This is a genomic window from Nonomuraea sp. CA-141351 (assembly GCF_050944675.1).
Classification (GTDB): domain Bacteria; phylum Actinomycetota; class Actinomycetes; order Streptosporangiales; family Streptosporangiaceae; genus Nonomuraea.
Genome location: NZ_CP191982.1, coordinates 9,395,986 through 9,414,948, shown reverse-complemented (window position 1 = coordinate 9,414,948; position 18,963 = coordinate 9,395,986). Strand labels below are relative to the sequence as shown.

The window sequence follows — 18,963 nt, the reverse complement described above, 5'->3', positions numbered from 1 at the left end:
GACGGCGGGCTCGAGATGACCGTCACCCTGGAACACCGACCCCTGGAACACCGACCCCTGGGCGCCGCCACCGCTGGTGACCGGACGCTGGCTGGGTGACCCGCCGCCGTTCACCCGCTCGGGGCCGCTTTTGAGACGGCGAGGGTCGTCAAAGCAGGTCGAGTACCGCCTTGCCGTGCAGGCGGCGCTCGACGAGGGCGCTCACGGCCTTGGACACGTCGTCCCAGCCGCCGCGCCAGGTGATCTCGGGGCTCAGCACGCCGTCCGCGACCTGCCGGGCCAGCCAGGCCAGGTCCCGGTCCAGTCCGTCGCAGAACAGCAGCATGAACGTGACGATGGAACGATTGTCGCGGCCCGGCCCGCTGAACAGGGCGCCGTACGGGAAGCTCTCGCCCTCGCCCATGGAGTGGCCCACGGCCACCAGCGTGCCGTTCTGGCCGAGCTGGTCGAATGCCTCCACGAGTTGCGTACCGCCCACCATGTCGAGCACGCCGTCGAGCCCGTTGCCGGCCTGCGCGGGGCCGGACACCACCTCGTGGGCGCCCAGAGCGCGCAACGCCTCGCCGTGCCTGCCGGGATCGCCGGTGGAGGCGATGACGTGTGCCCCGCCGAGCCTGGCGAGCTGGACGGCGTAGCGGCCGACGCCTCCGGTGGCGCCGGTCACGAGGATCCTTCGCCCGAGGATGGGCCCGATCCGATGGAGCGTGCGCAGCGCGGTGCCGGCCGCGACCGGGATGGTGCTGATCGCGCCCGGTTCCGCCTGCTCGGGTGCCACGCCGACCCAGTCGGTGCGGACGGCGCGGATCTCGGCCCAGCCTCCGCGCTCGTCGAGGGTTACGACGGGAGTGCCCACGGCGGGCCCTGATCCGTCGGCCGCCGACTGGATGACGACGCCGGCGGCGTCCCAGCCGAGCACCGTCCCCTCCTCGGACGTCTCGATGCCGTGCTTGACCTCGCCGTAGTTGAGCGAGGTGGCCGTGACCCGTACCAGCGCCTGGTTCGGGGCGGGCACGGGCTCTGGAACCTCGCCCACCCGCAGTCCACCAGGGGCCGAACGGTCAACGATCAGGGCGCGCATGTCGATCCTCTCATCAAATTGCCACTCAGGGGCAAAAGCCTAATGGAGGCATATGCGTTCCGGGTACACTAGAGCCGATGACTGATATTTCCCCCGCCCCCGTGCCGAGGGAGCTCTCGCTGCGAGAGCGCAAGAAGCTCAAGACCAGGGCCGCGCTGGTCGACACCGCCCTCGCCCTTTTCGCCGAGCGCGGCTTCGACGGGGTGACCCTCGACGAGTTGTGCGAGGCCGTCGAGGTCTCCAAGCGCACCTTCTTCCGGAATTTCGCCAGCAAGGAGCAGGTGGCCTTCGCCCCGCTGGAGGCCCTGTGGAACGGCCTGCGGGACGACGTCGAGCACCTGTCGTTCGGCCGCCGGCCAGTGCTGGAAGTCCTGCAGGACGCGTTACTCGCCGCGCTCGCGCGCATGGACGACGATGGTGCGGTCTGGGTGACCCGCGTACGGCTGAGCCAGGAGCTGGCCGAGCGTACGCCGTCGATCGCGGCGTACGGGCTTCAGTACTGCGACCGCACCAGCGCGGCCATCGAGGCGACGCTGCGGCGGAGGCTGGGCCTGGACCCCGGTGACCCGCGGCCGAGGCTGGCGCTGGACCTGGTGATCGCGTCGTTCCACATCGCCCTGCGAGCCTGGACCGCCGAGCCCGGCGCCCTTACCCACCCGGGTCTCGCCGCCGAGCTGCGGTCGGTCTTCGCGACCCTTCCCGGCGCGGTCACCTTCATGGGGGACTGAAGAGCGCGCGCCCGTCCGTCCTCTGGTCCGGGGAAATCGACCGGCTCGCTGTCATTCGCACGCCCTGAAATGGTAATGCGGTGCACCTAGATGCACCCCTGCCGGGCACCTGGATCGATTCTCCCGACCGGCGCCCGGTCCTAGCGTCGGAGGCATCAGACCAAGAGAGGCAGGCAACCGTGACCATCCCACAAAAGACCGGCGTCACCCACCGCGTCGGCAACATCACTCTTTGGGTTCTCCAGGCGGTTGTGGCAGGCTTCTTTCTCATGTCGGCCATGACCAAGTTCTCGAACGCGGAGCCGGCCGCCTCCACATTCGCGGCGATCGGCTGGGGCGACTGGTTCCGTAACCTGGTGGGCGTGCTGGAGACGGCGGGGGTGGTGGCGCTGTTCGTGCCGCCGCTGGCCGGAGCCGCAGGGCTGGCGTTCGTCGTCCTGATGGTGTGCGCGACGCTGACCGAGCAGTTCGTGTCGGGCGGCGGCGTGGTGCTGCCGCTGGCCCTCCTCGCGCTCTCCGCCGTGATCGCCTGGGGGCGCAGGGCGAGCACGGCCCGGCTGTGGGCACGGATCACCCCCGCCTGACTGGCCTCTTCCCCGACGAACGGATCAACTGACGCATGACTGACCTCTTCCCCGACGAACGGATCACTCGCGCATGACGGACCTCCTCACCGACGATCCGATCTCCCGGCCGCTCACCTACCCCGGCCGGATCCCGGCGACCTCGGGTGTGCTGGTCGACGATGCATACGTGCCGCTGCGCCCGGTCACCGGCAGGCGCCCCAAGCACTGGCACGCCGGCGGTGAGACGCTGGGCGCCCTGCTGGCGCGCCACGGCTGCTCACGAGCGCGCCACCGCGTCGTCGCCGTCGGCTCCAACGCGGCGCCCGGCCAGCTGCGCAGGAAGTTCCTCGACCACGGCGTGCGCCCCATCGTCCCCATGACGCTCGCGGACGTCCGCGGCATCGCCCCGGGCGTCTCCGCCCACGTGAGCAAGTGGGGTTACGTGCCCGCCGCCCCCATCGAGACCCCTGGCGAGACCTCCAGGCTCTTCGTGCTCTGGCTGGACGAGCAGCAGCTCGCCGCGCTGGACCTCACCGAGCCCAACTACCACCGCCGCCCGCTCGCCCACCCCGTCACCCTGGAGTCCGGCCGACGGCTCCCGCCGCCGTTCGTCTACCACGGCGCGCACGGCCACTTGGCCGACGGCGACGGCAGGCCCCGGCGGCTGACGTCCCAGCGAACCCTGATCCAGTCGCTGCTGAACGAGTCCGCTGACTTACGAGCACTCTGCGGTGACACGCCCGACGACTTCGTCCGCAACGTCAGGGACGAAACCGTACGCGAGGGTGTCTACCGCGTCTTCCAAGCCATATAAGGTCAGGCCCCATGACCGACCCCCGAATCCCTCCACCCCTCACCGGGGACGAGCGGACCGTTCTGAACAACTGGCTCGAATGGCACCGTGGCACCCTGGCCGTCAAGTGCGCGGGCCTGTCGGACGACCAGCTCCGCCTGCGCTCCGCCTCGCCCTCGACGCTGTCCCTGCTCGGCCTGGTCAGGCACCTGGCGCACGTCGAGCGGGTCTGGTTCCGCCGTGTCCTGAACGGGGAGGACATCCCCAAACTCTGGGACAAGGATCGCGACAACGACGCCGACTTCAACGAGGTGGACACCGCCAGTGTGAAGGAGGCCTTCGCGACCTGGGAGGAGGAGGTCGAGCTCGCCCGCGCCATCTCGGCCGCCAAGCCGCTGGACGCCGTCGGCGACCGCAACGGGCAGGACTGCGCGCATCGCTGGATCCTCGTCCACGTGATCGAGGAGTACGCCAGGCACAACGGCCACGCCGACCTCCTGCGCGAGCGGATCGACGGGGCGACCGGCGATTGACGGCCCGCGCGTTCAGCTACGGTGCAGGCTTTTGAAGATCTTTTTGGGGAACCCCCTCGGGCTGGGCGCCGCACTGCGTGCCTACGGCCCGCTGGACTCGCCGTAATCCCGATACAGGGCGGGCACGTGGCGTGGTGAGCGGTCCCGGTGGGGGCGCGTGGCGTGGTCAATGCTTTGACCACGGAGTGGGCCCACGGGGCGCACGTAACGGCCGCTGACCGGCATCCGGTCAGCGGCCGTTTTCCTGGAGGCCCTCAGCCATGTGCGGCGGGTGGCGCGTACGTTGGCTCCGCCGTAACGGAAGAATCAAGCCTGGTGTGAATTAAGCCTCGGTGCGGAAGAGCGCCCACACGGCCTTGCCGCCGCGGGCGAGGGGGTCCCAGCCCCAGCACTGGCTGTACGTCTCGACGATGTAGAGACCGCGCCCGTTCTCGGAGATGAAGTCCGGCTCCTTGGGGCGCGGCACCTCGTCACTGGGGTCCGCCACGGCCAGCAGCACGTGCGGCTGTACGCGCATCAGCAAGAGCTCGATCTCACGCCGCCCTGCCGCGTACATCGCGTAGCGGACCGCGTTCGTCACCAGTTCCGAGACCACCAGCGCGGCGTCGTCGCTGAGCTCGTGCAGCCCCCACCCCTGTAGGGTTGAGCGGGTCACGTCCCTGGCGGTCTTCACGGAGTCGGCCTGAAAGGGCAACGGGCACGAGGTCGTGTATGGTTTGCCGCCCATGAGAAGGCGGTCGAAACCCACCTCGCGGGTGATCTGCAAAGCATCGGCAGTGGCCAGAGGATCCTCCACCATGCCGCCGATACCTCCCCGTTCAGCCCAAGTTAGTGCATGTTTGGCCCAATATGCACTAAGCCATCATGGGTCACGATCGCGGCAGCTGCAAGACCCAAATGCACGTGCAGTTGCATTGTGCAGCAGCAAGCGGCGTTTTGGGGCATTAGTCTCCTAATCGGACACGAGGTTGAGACCTTGTCATACCCGGCAATGTGGTGTCACTGTGTGTGCGGACCTTGATAGGAGGCAAAGTGACGCAGAACCAGCCGGGTTCCGGACCGACGGCGCTGCGCATCCTCCTGGGCTCCCAGCTGCGCAAGCTCAGGGAAGCAAAGAACGTCACTCGCGAGGAGGCCGGCCACCTCATCAGGGGCTCGGAATCCAAGATCAGCCGCATGGAGCTGGGCCGAGTGGGGTTCAAGGAACGCGACGTGGCGGACTTGCTGACCCTGTACGGGGTCGTGGACAAGCAGGCCCGCTCCGCCGTACTCGACCTGGTCGCCACCGCCAACGAGCCGGGTTGGTGGCACCGGTTCAACGATGTCCTGCCCACGTGGTTCCAGGCGTACGTCGGCCTTGAAGAGGCCGCCGCCAGGATCAGGACCTACGAAGTCCAGTTCGTGCCGGGACTCTTGCAGACCAAGGAGTACGCAAGGGCCGTCGTGACCGCCGGGTCGGCGGGAATCGGGGCCGAGGAGATCTCCAGGAGGGTGGATCTCCGGCTGGAGCGCCAGCGGATGTTCGAGAGGCCGGACGGGCCCGTCTTCTGGGCCGTCATCGACGAGGCCGCGCTACGACGCCCCATCGGCGGCTTCGAGGTGATGCGGGCCCAGATCGAACACCTCATCGAGCTGATGCGACAGCCCAAAATCACCATCCAGATCATGCCGTTCAGCTTCGGCGGGCACAGCGCGGAGGGCGGGGCGTTCAGCATCCTGCGTTTTCCCGACTCCGACCTGCCCGACGTGGTGTACGTCGAGCAACTGGCCAGCGCGCTCTACCTCGACAAGCGCGAAGACGTGGACCGGTACACCGAGGTGATGGAGCGGCTCTGCGCCGTGAGCACAACCCCGGACGAGACGGTCGGGCTGCTGCGGACGATCGCGGACGAGTTCTGACGGCGAGTTGCGGATGATCGCGGACGACTTGTGGCGGTGACGGCGTCGTTGTTGGGTATGCATCTGCCCTAGACTGGCCTTCGGCGTTGGATCCCGCCGTGGCGGAGCATGCCCAACACCGCTCATGTGGGCGCGGCGCGTGGGCCGTACCGATGGACGCGCCCGCGATCACTCGTAGCTTGATCAAGGAGACCATTCCGTGAAGACCGCTGTCGAGGAGCTAAGCCCGACCCGGGTCAAGCTCACTGTCGAGGTGCCGTTCGACGAGCTGCGCCCCAGCATGGATGCGGCGTACAAGAAGGTCGCGCAGCAGGTGCGCGTCCCCGGGTTCCGGCCTGGCAAGGTTCCGGCCCGCATCATCGAGCAGCGCTTCGGCCGGGCGGTGGTGCTGGAGGAGACCCTCAACGACGCGGTGCCCAAGCTGTACGGACAGGCCGTCGACGAAGCCGACGTGTTCCCGGTCGCTCAGCCTGACATCGAGGTCACGAAGATCGACGACGGTGAGCAGATCGAGTTCACCGCCGAGGTCGACATCCGGCCCAACTTCGACGTGCCCGACTACCAGGGCCTCGAGATCACGGTCGACTCCGCCGAGGTCTCCGACGAGGACGTCGACAAGCAGCTCGACTCGCTGCGCCAGCGCTTCGCGACGCTGACCGGCGTCGAGCGCGCGGCCGCCAACGGCGACTTCGTCGTGATGGACCTCCGCGCCGAGATCGACGGCGAGAACATCGAGGAGCAGCAGGCCAGCGAGGTCTCGTACGAGGTCGGCGCCGGCTCCGTGCTCCAGGGCCTCGACGCCGCGCTCGAGGGCATGTCCGCGGGCGAGGAGAAGAGCTTCAAGACCGAACTGGTCGGTGGCGAGAACGCCGGCGAGAACGCCGACGTCATCATCAGCGTCAAGTCGGTCAAGGAGAAGGTCCTGCCCGAGTTGGACGACGAGTTCGCCCAGCTCGCCAGCGAGTTCGACACCCTCGACGAGCTCAAGGCCCAGATCCGCGAGCAGTCCCGCCGCAACAAGCTGATCGACCAGGTCGTGCAGGCCCGCGAGAAGGCCCTCGACACGCTGCTGGAGCAGATCGACATCCCGCTGCCGGAAAGCGCGCTCAAGGCCGAGGTCGACGCCCGCAAGCACAACCTCGACCACCAGGTGGCCGAGAGCGGTCTGAGCCGCGACGCCTTCTTCCGCCTCTACCAGACGACGGAGGAAGAGCGCTTCGCCGAGTTCGACACGAACTCCGCCAGGGCGCTCAAGGTCGGCTTCGTGCTCGACAAGATCGTCAAGGCTGAGGAGCTGGGCGTCTCGGAGCAGGAGCTGACCAACTTCGTGGTGCGCCGCGCCATGGAGATGGGCGTGCAGCCGAACGAGCTGGCCAAGCACCTGGCCGACAACGACCAGCTCACGCTGGCCATGGTCGAGATCGTTCGCGACAAGGCCAAGGCCGTCCTGGGTGACGCCGCCAAGGTCGTGGACACCGAGGGCAACGAGGTGGACCTCAAGGCCATCTACACCGAGATCAACGGTGAGGAGGTCGTGGAGGAGGAGCCCGCGGCCGACGAGGACAAGCCGGAGGCGTAACCTCTTCCGCCGGCGGCGCGGGCCCTGAGGTCCGCGCCAGGGCGGTCACGGTCCTGAGCCCCCGAACCGGCCGGTTCGGGGGCTTCGGCGTTTCCCGGGGTGCGGCGCATCGGGACGCATCCGTTCCAAGGCCGCGTTCGCGCGGAGGCTTGGCCGTACCCGGGGGCTGCGTCCAGTTCGGGGCACGCCAGTCTCGAGAGTCGCGTCCAGGCCCGAGGCTCGCCTGCTTCAGGGGCCGCCAGCCCCCCGAGCCGCGCCGCGCTCCAGGGGCGCGGACTCCAGCGGTACGCTCGCCCAGGCCAGCCGCACGCACCTGCTCTGGCACGGCGCGGGTCGCACCCGTTCCACGCCCGGCGCGTGCATGGCATGGCACAGCCGGGGTCACACCGTTCGGGCCGTCTGTGGTGCGCTCGGTCTGCCTGAGGTCCAGTACGGGCGGGCTCCGGGCGCCCATGGCCGCACCCAGGGTCGCCTCCACACACTCGCCCGCCTCCGCGATGGGGCGGAAGTCCTCCGGGTACGGGCGGGAACGCCGTACAGGGCCCTCAGAGGGCTCGTGGGGATCCGGGAGCTCCGACGGCGGTCCGTGCGGCGCCGGTGACCGGTAATCCGGTCAGCCGGACGTTCCAGAGCGTCCTAGGGTGGCGCAGACATCGGGACGGAACGGGTGAGGTCGGTCCGGGGATGGCAGGCATAGGCTTGTCCGAACCTGCGCCGTCAGCGAACAGTACGGGGGACCGGGCATGACCTGTGCGCAGCGCGCGTTAAGGTCACAAGCAAAGCCAATCGATAACGACGCATCGGAAGGTGACGCTGTGACCAGCCCGCCGACCTTCTATCAGCCTGAGTCGCGAGGCCGTGAGAACGGCTCGTCCTTCCGGCTTGAGGATCAGCTTTACCAGCGCCTGCTCCGGGAGCGCATCATCGTGCTCGGCCAGGAAGTCAACGACGAGATCGCCAACCGCATCTGCGCCGAGCTACTGCTGCTCGCGGCCGACGACCCCGACCGCGACATCACGCTTTACATCAACTCGCCGGGCGGCTCGGTGAGTGCAGGCATGGCCATCTACGACATGATGGAATATGTGCCGAACGACGTGTCCACGGTCGTGATGGGCATGGCCGCCTCGATGGGGCAGTTCCTGCTCACCGCGGGCGCAAAGGGTAAGCGTTACGCCCTGCCCCACGCCAGGGTCATGATGCACCAGCCGTCGGGCGGCATCGGCGGCACCGCCGCCGACATCGCCATCCAGGCCGAACAGATGCTCTACGTGAAAAAGACGCTCGCCGAGCGGATCGCTTTCCACACCGGCCAGCCGCTGGAGCAGATCGAGGCCGATTCCGACCGCGACCGCTGGTTCACGGCCGAGGAAGCCCAGGACTACGGCTTCATCGATCACGTGGTGCGCAGCGCGCGGCAGGTGCCCTCGCAGGGCCCCGTCTCTTAGGGGGAGCTGAAGTGGATATCAACAGCCGCTACATCATTCCGGAGTTCACGGAGCGCACCTCTGTCGGTGTGAAGACCCACAACCCGTACACCAAGCTCTTCGAGGACCGCATCATCTTCCTCGGAGTGCAGATCGACGACGCGTCGGCCAACGACGTGATGGCCCAGCTGCTGACGCTGGAGTCGCTCGATCCCGACCGTGACATCAGCATCTACATCAACTCGCCGGGTGGCTCCTTCACCGCCATGACGGCGATCTACGACACGATGCAGTTCGTCCGGCCGGAGATCCAGACGGTCTGCCTGGGCCAGGCGGCCTCGGCTGCGGCCGTGCTGCTGGCCGGCGGCACCCCGGGCAAGCGGTTCGCGCTGCCCAACGCCCGGGTGCTGATCCACCAGCCATCCACCGAGGGCGGCGGCCAGGGCAGCGACATCGAGATCCAGGCCCGCGAGATCCTTCGCATGCGCAATCTCCTTGAGGAGATCGTGGCGAGGCACGCCGGCAAGACCCCCGCCCAAGTCCGCAAGGACATCGAACGCGACAAAATTCTCAACGCGGACGAGGCAAAGGCGTATGGTCTGATCGATGACATCATCCCGTCCAGGAAGAAGCGCGCTCAGGCCGTGGCTTCCTGACGAGACGTGACGCACCGGAGCGCTGCCCAATAGGGCACGTTCCGGTGCGACTCGCCGCTAGGGGGCTCACTGAGGGCCCAGAAGACGGTAACGTCGAAACCTGAGCGGTTCGGCCTAGTCCGGAGGATGTCCGGAGACACTGCTCGCGGCAGCAGGGCGGTCCCACGCAAAGGAGTATCTGGGGTGGCACGCATCGGCGACGGGGGAGACCTGCTGAAGTGCTCTTTCTGCGGGAAGAGTCAGAAGCAAGTCAAGAAGCTCATTGCCGGGCCAGGCGTCTACATCTGCGATGAGTGCATTGATCTCTGCAACGAGATCATCGAGGAGGAGCTCTCCGAGTCCTCCGAGCTCAAGTGGGACAACCTGCCCAAGCCGAGGGAGATCTACGAGTTCCTCGACGCCTACGTCATCGGTCAGGACAAGGCGAAGAAAGCCCTCTCAGTGGCGGTCTACAACCACTACAAGCGGGTGCAGTCCGGCGACCGGGGCAGAGACGACGGCCTGGAGCTGGCCAAGAGCAACATCCTGCTGCTCGGCCCGACGGGCTCGGGCAAGACTCTGCTGGCGCAGACCCTGGCGAAGATGCTCAACGTGCCCTTCGCCATCGCCGACGCCACCGCGCTGACCGAGGCGGGATACGTCGGCGAGGACGTGGAGAACATCCTCCTCAAGCTCATTCAGGCCGCCGACTACGACGTCAAGAAGGCCGAGACCGGCATCATCTACATCGACGAGGTCGACAAGATCGCCCGCAAGAGCGAAAACCCGTCGATCACGCGTGACGTCTCGGGTGAGGGCGTGCAGCAGGCGCTGCTGAAGATCCTGGAAGGCACCACCGCCAGCGTGCCGCCGCAGGGCGGCCGCAAGCACCCGCACCAGGAGTTCATCCAGATCGACACGACCAACGTGCTGTTCATCTGCGGCGGTGCCTTCGCCGGTCTGGAAAAGATCATCGAGTCGCGCATCGGGCGTAAGGGCATCGGCTTCAACGCCATCATCCGGTCGAAGGAAGAGGTCGACACGGCCGACATCTTCGGCGACGTGATGCCGGAAGACCTGCTGAAGTTCGGCATGATCCCCGAGTTCGTCGGGCGCCTGCCGGTCATCACCTCGGTGCACAACCTCGACCGCGAGGCGCTCATCCAGATCCTCACCGAGCCCCGCAACGCGCTGGTCAAGCAGTACCGCAAGCTGCTCGAGCTCGACGGGGTCGAGCTGGAGTTCACCGACGGCGCCCTCGAGGCCATCGCCGACCAGGCCATCCTGCGCGGCACCGGCGCCCGCGGGCTGCGCGCCATCCTGGAGGAGGTGCTGCAGTCCGTCATGTACGAGGTGCCGTCGAGGCAGGATGTCGCCCGGGTGGTCATCACCCGCGAGTCGGTGCTCGAGCACGCGATCCCGACGCTCGTCCCGCGCGACCAGCTCGCCGCCAAGCAGCAGCGCACCCCGCGCGAGAAGTCGGCCTGAGCCGGCGCAAAGGCCTACCGAGCGCCCCGTGGCAATGCGCCACGCGGGCGCTTTCGGCGTTCTGAGCCCCTCACATCCTCCCGCGCCCGAGCCGTCCCGCGCCCATCCGCAGCTGCGTCTCCCGAGGCTGCGTGCGCCTTCGGCGTATCAGGATGCTCGGACGCGACGGGGACTTCGGCCGCGCAGACGGGCCGACGCTCGACGCTATGAGGCCGCCTTCGGGGTACGGGGCCTTTCCGCTTGTCGGCCTCCCTAGAATTGGTCACTGTGACAACGCCAGAGCTGCCTACCCAATACACGCCGGCCGACGTCGAGACCCGTAGCTACGAGCGCTGGGTATCCGAAGGCTATTTCACCGCCGATCCAGGCAGCTCGCGCGTGCCGTACAGCATCGTCCTGCCTCCGCCCAACGTGACGGGTGTCCTGCACATCGGGCACGCGCTCGACCACTCCATCCAGGACGCGCTGACGCGGCGCTCCCGCATGCAGGGGCGCGAGACCCTCTGGCTGCCCGGCATGGACCACGCCGGCATCGCCACCCAGAACGTCGTCGAGCGCGAGCTGGCCAAGCAGGGCAAGTCGCGGCACGACCTCGGGCGCGAGGCATTCGTCGAGCGGGTCTGGGAGTGGAAGGAGGAGTCCGGTGGCCGGATCCTCGGCCAGATGCGCAAGCTCGGCGATGGCGTCGACTGGTCGCGCGAGCGGTTCACGATGGACACGGGGCTCTCGCGGGCCGTGCAGACGATCTTCAAGAAGCTGTTCGACGACGGGCTGATCTACCGCGCCGAGCGGATCATCAACTGGTGCCCGCGCTGCCTGACCGCGCTCTCCGACATCGAGGTGGAGCACAGCGACGACGAGGGCGAGCTGGTTTCGATCCGCTACTCCGACGAGATCGTGGTGGCCACCACGCGCGCCGAGACCATGCTCGGCGACACGGCCGTGGCCGTCCACCCCTCGGACGAGCGGTACGCGCACCTGGTCGGCACGATGGTGGAGCTGCCGCTGACCGGTCGCATGATCCCCGTGGTCGCCGACGAGCACGTCGATCCCGCCTTCGGCACCGGCGCGGTCAAGGTGACGCCCGCCCACGACCCCAACGACTTCGAGATCGGCCGGCGCCACTCCCTGCCGTCGCTGACCGTCATGGACGAGCGCGGTGTCATTACCGCGCACGGCCCGTTCCAGGGGCTCGACCGCTTCGAGGCCAGGCCCGCCGTCGTGGCGGCACTGCGCGCCGAGGGGCGGATCGTCGCGGAGAAGCGCCCCTACCTCCACTCCGTCGGCCACTGCTCGCGCTGCAAGACCGTCGTCGAGCCGAGGCTGTCGCTGCAGTGGTTCGTGAACGTCGGGCCGCTGGCCAAGGCGGCGGGCGACGCCGTTCGTGACGGACGCACCCGCATCCACCCACCCGAGCTGGCCAAGCGCTACTTCGACTGGGTCGACGACATGCACGACTGGTGCATTTCCCGCCAGCTCTGGTGGGGGCACCGCATTCCGGTCTGGTACGGGCCGGAGGGCGAGGTCGTGTGCGTGGGCCCCGACGAGGATCCGCCCGCCGGCTACACGCAGGACCAGGACGTGCTCGACACCTGGTTCTCCTCGGCGCTGTGGCCGTTCTCGACGCTCGGCTGGCCGGACGCCACGCGCGAGCTGGAGCGCTTCTATCCGACCTCCGTGCTGGTCACCGGCTACGACATCCTGTTCTTCTGGGTCGCCAGGATGATGATGTTCGGGCTGTACGCGATGGACGGCGAGCCGCCGTTCCGCACCGTCGCGCTGCACGGCATGGTCCGCGACCAGTACGGCAAGAAGATGTCCAAGTCGTTCGGCAACGTGGTCGACCCGCTCGACTGGGTCGAACGCTTCGGCGCCGACGCCACCCGCTTCACCCTGCTCCGCGGCGCCAACCCCGGCGCCGACGTCGCGGTGAGCGAGGAGTGGGCGGCCGGCTCCCGCAACTTCTGCAACAAGATCTGGAACGCCACCCGGTTCGCCCTGATGAACGGCGCGGCCGTGGGGTCGCTGGAGGGGGCCGAGCTGACGGCGGCCGACCGCTGGATCCTGTCGCGGCTGCAGGCCGTGGTGGGGGCCGCGGACGCGGCCTTCGAGGAGTTCGAGTTCGCCAAGGCGTCCGACCTGCTCTACCACTTCGCGTGGGACGAGGTCTGTGACTGGTATCTGGAGCTGGCCAAGATCCAGCTCGCGGACGGACTCGAGCACACCCGGCTGGTGCTCGGCCACGTGTTCGACGCGCTGCTGCGGCTGCTGCATCCGCTGGTGCCGTTCGTGACCGAGGAGCTGTGGCGGGCCGTGACGGGCGGTGAGTCGATCGTCGTGTCGCCGTGGCCGACGGTGGACGCCCGCTACACGGACGCCCCGGCCGAGGCGGAGATCGGTGCGCTACAGGAGCTGGTGACGGAGGTCCGCAGGTTCCGTTCGGACCAGGGGCTCAAGCCCGGCCAGAAGGTGGCCGCCCGGCTCGGGCTGGCGGGCACTCTGCTGGCCGGCCAGGAGAGTGCGGTCCGCGCGCTGCTGCGCCTCACCGAGCCGGCGGAGTCGTTCAGCGCCACGGCGAGCTTCTCGGTGGGCGGGGTGACCGTGGAGATCGACACCGCGGGTGCCATCGACGTCGAGGCCGAGCGCAAGCGGCTGGAGAAGGACCTGGCGGCCGCACGCAAGGAGGCCGCACAGGTGGCCGCCAAGCTGGGCAACGAGCAGTTCATGGCCAAGGCGCCGGAAGCGGTGGTTGCCAAGGTCAGAGACCGGGCTGAGCAGGCCTCCGCGGACATCGCGCGGCTCGAGGCGCAGCTTGCCGGGCTGAGTGTTTGAACCATACGGACGCGGGGAAGGTCCATTCGTTACCTAAGATGGACCTTCGACGCCGTCGGGGCTGCTATCGTTTTCAACGTAGGGCGGTAGCCCTGACACATCCCTCCTGATGATCCCCGACCTTCGGGCGGTCCAGCCGCGCGGTTGGACAAGACGCGAAAGTTGGAGTAAGTTAGCAGGGTTGCCTCGAAGAGAGGCGAGTCCGGAAGCTCCCGGATCGGGCGGTTTGACAAGGATCGTCCGGATCGGGTAGACTACTGGAAGTGAAATGTGAGCCTCGGAGGCTGGGGTCCTTAAGGATTCCGGCAGATGATGTGCGTCCGTTTCTTGAGAACTCAACAGTGTGTTAAAAGCCAGTGCATGAGATTTACATGCATGACCCCGTCTTTTTGACGGATAGCTCGGATTGATTTCCGGACAAGACATTGTTTGGAGAGTTTGATCCTGGCTCAGGACGAACGCTGGCGGCGTGCTTAACACATGCAAGTCGAGCGGAAAGGCCCTTCGGGGTACTCGAGCGGCGAACGGGTGAGTAACACGTGAGCAACCTGCCCCTGACTCTGGGATAAGCCCGGGAAACTGGGTCTAATACCGGATATGACGCGCTTTCGCATGGGATGCGTGTGGAAAGATTTTTCGGTTGGGGATGGGCTCGCGGCCTATCAGCTTGTTGGTGGGGTAGTGGCCTACCAAGGCGACGACGGGTAGCCGGCCTGAGAGGGCGACCGGCCACACTGGGACTGAGACACGGCCCAGACTCCTACGGGAGGCAGCAGTGGGGAATATTGCGCAATGGGCGGAAGCCTGACGCAGCGACGCCGCGTGGGGGATGACGGCCTTCGGGTTGTAAACCTCTTTCAGCAGGGACGAAGTTGACGTGTACCTGCAGAAGAAGCGCCGGCTAACTACGTGCCAGCAGCCGCGGTAATACGTAGGGCGCAAGCGTTGTCCGGAATTATTGGGCGTAAAGAGCTCGTAGGTGGCTGGTCGCGTCTGCCGTGAAAGCCCGCAGCTTAACTGCGGGTCTGCGGTGGATACGGGCCGGCTAGAGGTAGGTAGGGGCAAGTGGAATTCCTGGTGTAGCGGTGAAATGCGCAGATATCAGGAGGAACACCGGTGGCGAAGGCGGCTTGCTGGGCCTTACCTGACGCTGAGGAGCGAAAGCGTGGGGAGCGAACAGGATTAGATACCCTGGTAGTCCACGCTGTAAACGTTGGGCGCTAGGTGTGGGGGTCTTCCACGATCTCCGTGCCGGAGCTAACGCATTAAGCGCCCCGCCTGGGGAGTACGGCCGCAAGGCTAAAACTCAAAGGAATTGACGGGGGCCCGCACAAGCGGCGGAGCATGTTGCTTAATTCGACGCAACGCGAAGAACCTTACCAAGGTTTGACATCACCCGGACACCTGCAGAGATGTGGGCTTCTTCGGACTGGGTGACAGGTGGTGCATGGCTGTCGTCAGCTCGTGTCGTGAGATGTTGGGTTAAGTCCCGCAACGAGCGCAACCCTTGCTCCATGTTGCCAGCACGCCTTTCGGGGTGGTGGGGACTCATGGGGGACTGCCGGGGTCAACTCGGAGGAAGGTGGGGATGACGTCAAGTCATCATGCCCCTTATGTCTTGGGCTGCAAACATGCTACAATGGCCGGTACAGAGGGTTGCGATGCCGTGAGGTGGAGCGAATCCCTAAAAGCCGGTCTCAGTTCGGATTGGGGTCTGCAACTCGACCCCATGAAGTCGGAGTCGCTAGTAATCGCAGATCAGCAATGCTGCGGTGAATACGTTCCCGGGCCTTGTACACACCGCCCGTCACGTCACGAAAGTCGGCAACACCCGAAGCCCGTGGCCCAACCACTTGTGGGGGGAGCGGTCGAAGGTGGGGCTGGCGATTGGGACGAAGTCGTAACAAGGTAGCCGTACCGGAAGGTGCGGCTGGATCACCTCCTTTCTAAGGAGCTACTTTCACCTTTCACCGGCGCGTGTTCGGTGGGGTGACAGCTCACTAGTGGAGCACTGGCTACTCAACCAGGTCTGGTTGCCTGTCGGTTAGTACCGCCCTTCTTCGGAGGGGAGTGGGAACGGCCGTCAGGGGGCTGGGGTTTGGTTGGACACACTGTTGGGTCCTGAAGGAACGGGCATGCGTGTCTGGTTCTTCGGAGACAGGGCCAGCGGACGCTTCGCTTTGGTGGGGCGCGAGCTGGTTTGCTGTTTGTTGTTTGAGATTTGCATAGTGGACGCGAGCATCTTTGTGGCCAAGTTTTTTAGGGCACACGGTGGATGCCTTGGCATCAGGAGCCGATGAAGGACGTGGGAGGCTGCGTTAAGCCTCGGGGAGTCGCCAACCAGACGTTGATCCGGGGATGTCCGAATGGGGAAACCTAGCACCAGTCATGTGGTGTTGCCTCCGCCTGAATGTATAGGGCGGTTGGTGGTAACGCGGGGAAGTGAAACATCTCAGTACCCGTAGGAAGAGAAAACAATATGTGATTCCGTGAGTAGTGGTGAGCGAAAGCGGATGAGGCTAAACCGGGCGTGTGTGATAGCCGGCAGGCGTTGCATGTCCGGGGTCGTGGGACCTTCTTGAGGTAGCTGCCGCTGTCTCGGGGAGTGATAAATCCATCTGATAGTTGAAGCCTCTGGGAAGGGGCGCCGTAGACCGTGAGAGCCGGGTAGGCGAAATCGGATGGACTCCCGGAGGGGATCCCAAGTAGCACGGGGCTCGAGAAATCCTGTGTGAATCTGCCAGGACCACCTGGTAAGCCTAAATACTCCCTGGTGACCGATAGTGCACGAGTACCGTGAGGGAAAGGTGAAAAGTGCCCCGGTGAGGGGTCGTGAAATAGTACCTGAAACCGTGTGCCTACAAGCCGTAGGAGCTTAGTCGTTCTTCGGAGCGGCTGTGATGTGACTGCGTGCCTTTTGAAGAATGAGCCTGCGAGTTATGGTGTGTGGCGAGGTTAACCTGTGTGGGGGAGCCGTAGCGAAAGCGAGTCTGAATAGGGCGTTTGAGTCGCATGCTGTAGACCCGAAGCGGAGTGATCTACGCATGGGCAGGTTGAAGCTCAGGTAAGACTGGGTGGAGGACCGAACCCACCAGGGTTGAAAACCTGGGGGATGATCTGTGTGTAGGGGTGAAAGGCCAATCAAACTCCGTGATAGCTGGTTCTCCCCGAAATGCATTTAGGTGCAGCGTTGCGTGTTTCTTGCCGGAGGTAGAGCACTGGATGGCTAATGGGCCCGACAAGGTTACTGACGTCAGCCAAACTCCGAATGCCGGTAAGTGAGAGCGTGGCAGTGAGACTGCGGGCGATAAGGTTCGTAGTCGAGAGGGAAACAGCCCAGATCACCGACTAAGGCCCCTAAGCGTGTGCTAAGTGGGAAAGGATGTGGAGTCGCAGAGACAACCAGGAGGTTGGCTTAGAAGCAGCCACCCTTGAAAGAGTGCGTAATAGCTCACTGGTCAAGTGATTCTGCGCCGACAATGTAGCGGGGCTCAAGTACACCGCCGAAGTCGTGGCATTGACTTCTATGTGGAGTTGATGGGTAGGGGAGCGTCGTGCAGCCGGTGAAGCAGCAGAGTGATCTAGTTGTGGAGGCTGTGCGAGTGAGAATGCAGGCATGAGTAGCGAATCGAGGGTGAGAAACCCTCGCGCCGGATGACCAAGGGTTCCTGGGGCAGGTTAATCCGCCCAGGGTAAGTCGGGACCTAAGGCGAGGCCGACAGGCGTAGTCGATGGACAACGGGTTGATATTCCCGTACCCGCTTCAATGCGCCCATATCGAACCTCGTGATGCTAAGAGTCCTTAGCTCGGGTTGTCCTTCGGGACGGCCGTCAGGGTGAACGCTCGGACCGATCGGGTAGTAGGTAAGCGATGGGGTGACGCAGGAAGGTAGTCCAGCCCAGGCGATGGTTGTCCTGGGGTAAGCATGTAGGGCGGGACGTAGGTAAATCCGCGTTCCTTGTGCCTGAGATGTGATGCCGAGCCGATTGTGGTGAAGTGGATGATCCTATGCTGCCGAGAAAAGCCTCTAGTGAGTGTTGTGGCGGCCCGTACCCTAAACCGACTCAGGTGGTCAGGTAGAGAATACCGAGGCGATCGGGTGAACTGTGGTTAAGGAACTCGGCAAATTGCCCCCGTAACTTCGGGAGAAGGGGGACCTCTGCTGGTGATGAGTTTTGCACTCGGAGCTGGTGGGGGTCGCAGTGGCCAGGGGGAAGCGACTGTTTACTAAAAACACAGGTCCGTGCGAAGTCGTAAGACGATGTATACGGACTGACGCCTGCCCGGTGCCGGAACGTTAAGGGGACCGCTTAGTGTGAGTAATCATGCGAAGGTGAGAACTTAAGCGCCGGTAAACGGCGGTGGTAACTATAACCATCCTAAGGTAGCGAAATTCCTTGTCGGGTAAGTTCCGACCTGCACGAATGGCGTAACGACTTCCCCGCTGTCTCAACCGCAGACCCGGTGAAATTGCAGTACGAGTAAAGATGCTCGTTTCGCGCAGCAGGACGGAAAGACCCCGGGACCTTCACTACAGCTTGACATTGGTGTTTGGAACGGCTTGTGTAGGATAGGTGGGAGACTGGGAAGCTCGGACGCTAGTTCGGGTGGAGTCATTGGTGAAATACCACTCTGGTCGTTTTGGATGTCTAACTCTGGTCCGTGATCCGGATCGGGGACAGTGTCTGGTGGGTAGTTTAACTGGGGCGGTTGCCTCCTAAAGGGTAACGGAGGCGCCCAAAGGTTCCCTCAGCCTGGTTGGCAATCAGGTGTTGAGTGTAAGTGCACAAGGGAGCTTGACTGTGAGACTGACGGGTCGAGCAGGAGCGAAAGCTGGGACTAGTGATCCGGCATCGGCGTGTGGAAGCGGTGTCGCTCAACGGCTAAAAGGTACCCCGGGGATAACAGGCTGATCTTCCCCAAGAGTCCATATCGACGGGATGGTTTGGCACCTCGATGTCGGCTCGTCGCATCCTGGGGCTGGAGTAGGTCCCAAGGGTTGGGCTGTTCGCCCATTAAAGCGGTACGCGAGCTGGGTTTAGAACGTCGCGAGACAGTTCGGTCCCTATCCGCTGCGCGCGCAGGAGACTTGAAAGGGGCTGTCCCTAGTACGAGAGGACCGGGACGGACGAACCTCTGGTGTGCCAGTTGTACCGCCAGGTGCACGGCTGGTTGGCTACGTTCGGGAGGGATAACCGCTGAAAGCATCTAAGCGGGAAGCTTGCCTTGAGATGAGGTCTCCCACCTGTGAGGGGTAAGGCTCCCGGTAGACGACCGGGTTGATAGGCCGGAAGTGGAAGCGCGGTAACGTGTGGAGCTGACCGGTACTAATAGGCCGAGGACTTGACCACAAAGCATTCTTGCTCGCGTCCACTAGGCAATTCTGAGACAGCAAACAGCTGTT

12 protein-coding genes and 2 rRNA genes are annotated in these 18,963 nt (G+C 65.2%); 12 read left to right on the top strand and 2 right to left on the bottom strand.

The genetic code is table 11. From position 1 onward, the window contains the following. Positions 1-148: 148 nt before the first annotated feature. Positions 149-1,078, bottom strand: coding sequence for a zinc-binding dehydrogenase (locus ACQPWU_RS44160; protein WP_433431609.1), 930 nt, complete (start codon positions 1,076-1,078; stop codon positions 149-151). A 77-nt stretch (positions 1,079-1,155) separates the two neighbouring features. Here ACQPWU_RS44160 and ACQPWU_RS44155 point away from each other — a divergent pair, with 77 nt between their 5' ends. The 4 genes from ACQPWU_RS44155 (at position 1,156) to ACQPWU_RS44140 (ending at position 3,698) form a co-directional block, all read left to right on the top strand. After that, the gene (locus ACQPWU_RS44155) at positions 1,156-1,806 is read left to right on the top strand and encodes a TetR family transcriptional regulator (protein WP_433431608.1); all 651 of its coding nucleotides are present in this window, start codon (positions 1,156-1,158) and stop codon (positions 1,804-1,806) included. Positions 1,807-1,985: 179 nt separating this feature from the next. Further along, a complete protein-coding gene (locus ACQPWU_RS44150) occupies positions 1,986-2,390 on the top strand; it encodes a DoxX family protein (protein WP_433431607.1) in 405 nt (134 codons plus the stop codon). Between the two features lie 73 nt (positions 2,391-2,463). Continuing rightward, positions 2,464-3,186, top strand: coding sequence for a hypothetical protein (locus ACQPWU_RS44145; RefSeq protein ID WP_433431606.1), 723 nt, complete (start codon positions 2,464-2,466; stop codon positions 3,184-3,186). Positions 3,187-3,197: 11 nt separating this feature from the next. After that, positions 3,198-3,698 carry a DinB family protein gene (locus ACQPWU_RS44140; RefSeq protein ID WP_433431605.1) on the top strand — a complete coding sequence of 167 codons (501 nt, stop codon included), beginning with the start codon at positions 3,198-3,200 and terminating at the stop codon, positions 3,696-3,698. Between the two features lie 322 nt (positions 3,699-4,020). Here ACQPWU_RS44140 and ACQPWU_RS44135 read toward each other — a convergent pair whose 3' ends face one another. Continuing rightward, positions 4,021-4,497 (bottom strand): ATP-binding protein, encoded by a 477-nt coding sequence (locus tag ACQPWU_RS44135; protein ID WP_360707472.1) that lies wholly within the window; start codon positions 4,495-4,497, stop codon positions 4,021-4,023. 233 nt (positions 4,498-4,730) lie between these two features. Here ACQPWU_RS44135 and ACQPWU_RS44130 point away from each other — a divergent pair, with 233 nt between their 5' ends. The 8 genes from ACQPWU_RS44130 to ACQPWU_RS44095 all read left to right on the top strand — a co-directional run bounded on the left by ACQPWU_RS44130 (position 4,731) and on the right by ACQPWU_RS44095 (position 18,910). Continuing rightward, entirely contained in the window at positions 4,731-5,597 is an 867-nt protein-coding gene (locus ACQPWU_RS44130; protein WP_433431604.1) for a helix-turn-helix domain-containing protein, read from the top strand. Between the two features lie 199 nt (positions 5,598-5,796). After that, positions 5,797-7,176: a trigger factor gene (tig, locus tag ACQPWU_RS44125; RefSeq protein ID WP_360707466.1), complete on the top strand. Its 1,380-nt coding sequence runs from the start codon at positions 5,797-5,799 to the stop codon at positions 7,174-7,176. 815 nt (positions 7,177-7,991) lie between these two features. Further along, positions 7,992-8,624 carry a ClpP family protease gene (locus tag ACQPWU_RS44120; RefSeq protein ID WP_433431603.1) on the top strand — a complete coding sequence of 211 codons (633 nt, stop codon included), beginning with the start codon at positions 7,992-7,994 and terminating at the stop codon, positions 8,622-8,624. Positions 8,625-8,635: 11 nt separating this feature from the next. Then, entirely contained in the window at positions 8,636-9,259 is a 624-nt protein-coding gene (locus ACQPWU_RS44115) for an ATP-dependent Clp protease proteolytic subunit (RefSeq protein ID WP_360709230.1), read from the top strand. A 183-nt stretch (positions 9,260-9,442) separates the two neighbouring features. After that, positions 9,443-10,726, top strand: coding sequence for an ATP-dependent Clp protease ATP-binding subunit ClpX (gene clpX / locus ACQPWU_RS44110; RefSeq protein WP_433431602.1), 1,284 nt, complete (start codon positions 9,443-9,445; stop codon positions 10,724-10,726). 258 nt (positions 10,727-10,984) lie between these two features. After that, positions 10,985-13,558 carry a valine--tRNA ligase gene (locus ACQPWU_RS44105; protein WP_433431601.1) on the top strand — a complete coding sequence of 858 codons (2,574 nt, stop codon included), beginning with the start codon at positions 10,985-10,987 and terminating at the stop codon, positions 13,556-13,558. 426 nt (positions 13,559-13,984) lie between these two features. Beyond that, positions 13,985-15,504, top strand: a 16S ribosomal RNA gene (locus tag ACQPWU_RS44100). A gap of 302 nt (positions 15,505-15,806) precedes the next feature. Then, positions 15,807-18,910 (top strand): 23S ribosomal RNA (locus ACQPWU_RS44095). Together the 16S and 23S rRNA genes form the textbook arrangement of a ribosomal RNA operon. Positions 18,911-18,963: the final 53 nt, after the last annotated feature.

What these genes read in the sequence shown, in the direction of transcription:
- ACQPWU_RS44160 (WP_433431609.1), bottom strand. Translation starts at nt 1,078, where the DNA reads ATGCGCGCCCTGATCGTTGACCGTTCGGCCCCTGGTGGACTGCGGGTG.
- ACQPWU_RS44155 (WP_433431608.1), top strand. Translation starts at nt 1,156, where the DNA reads ATGACTGATATTTCCCCCGCCCCCGTGCCGAGGGAGCTCTCGCTGCGA.
- ACQPWU_RS44145 (WP_433431606.1), top strand. Translation starts at nt 2,464, where the DNA reads ATGACGGACCTCCTCACCGACGATCCGATCTCCCGGCCGCTCACCTAC.
- ACQPWU_RS44140 (WP_433431605.1), top strand. Translation starts at nt 3,198, where the DNA reads ATGACCGACCCCCGAATCCCTCCACCCCTCACCGGGGACGAGCGGACC.
- ACQPWU_RS44135 (WP_360707472.1), bottom strand. Translation starts at nt 4,497, where the DNA reads ATGGTGGAGGATCCTCTGGCCACTGCCGATGCTTTGCAGATCACCCGC.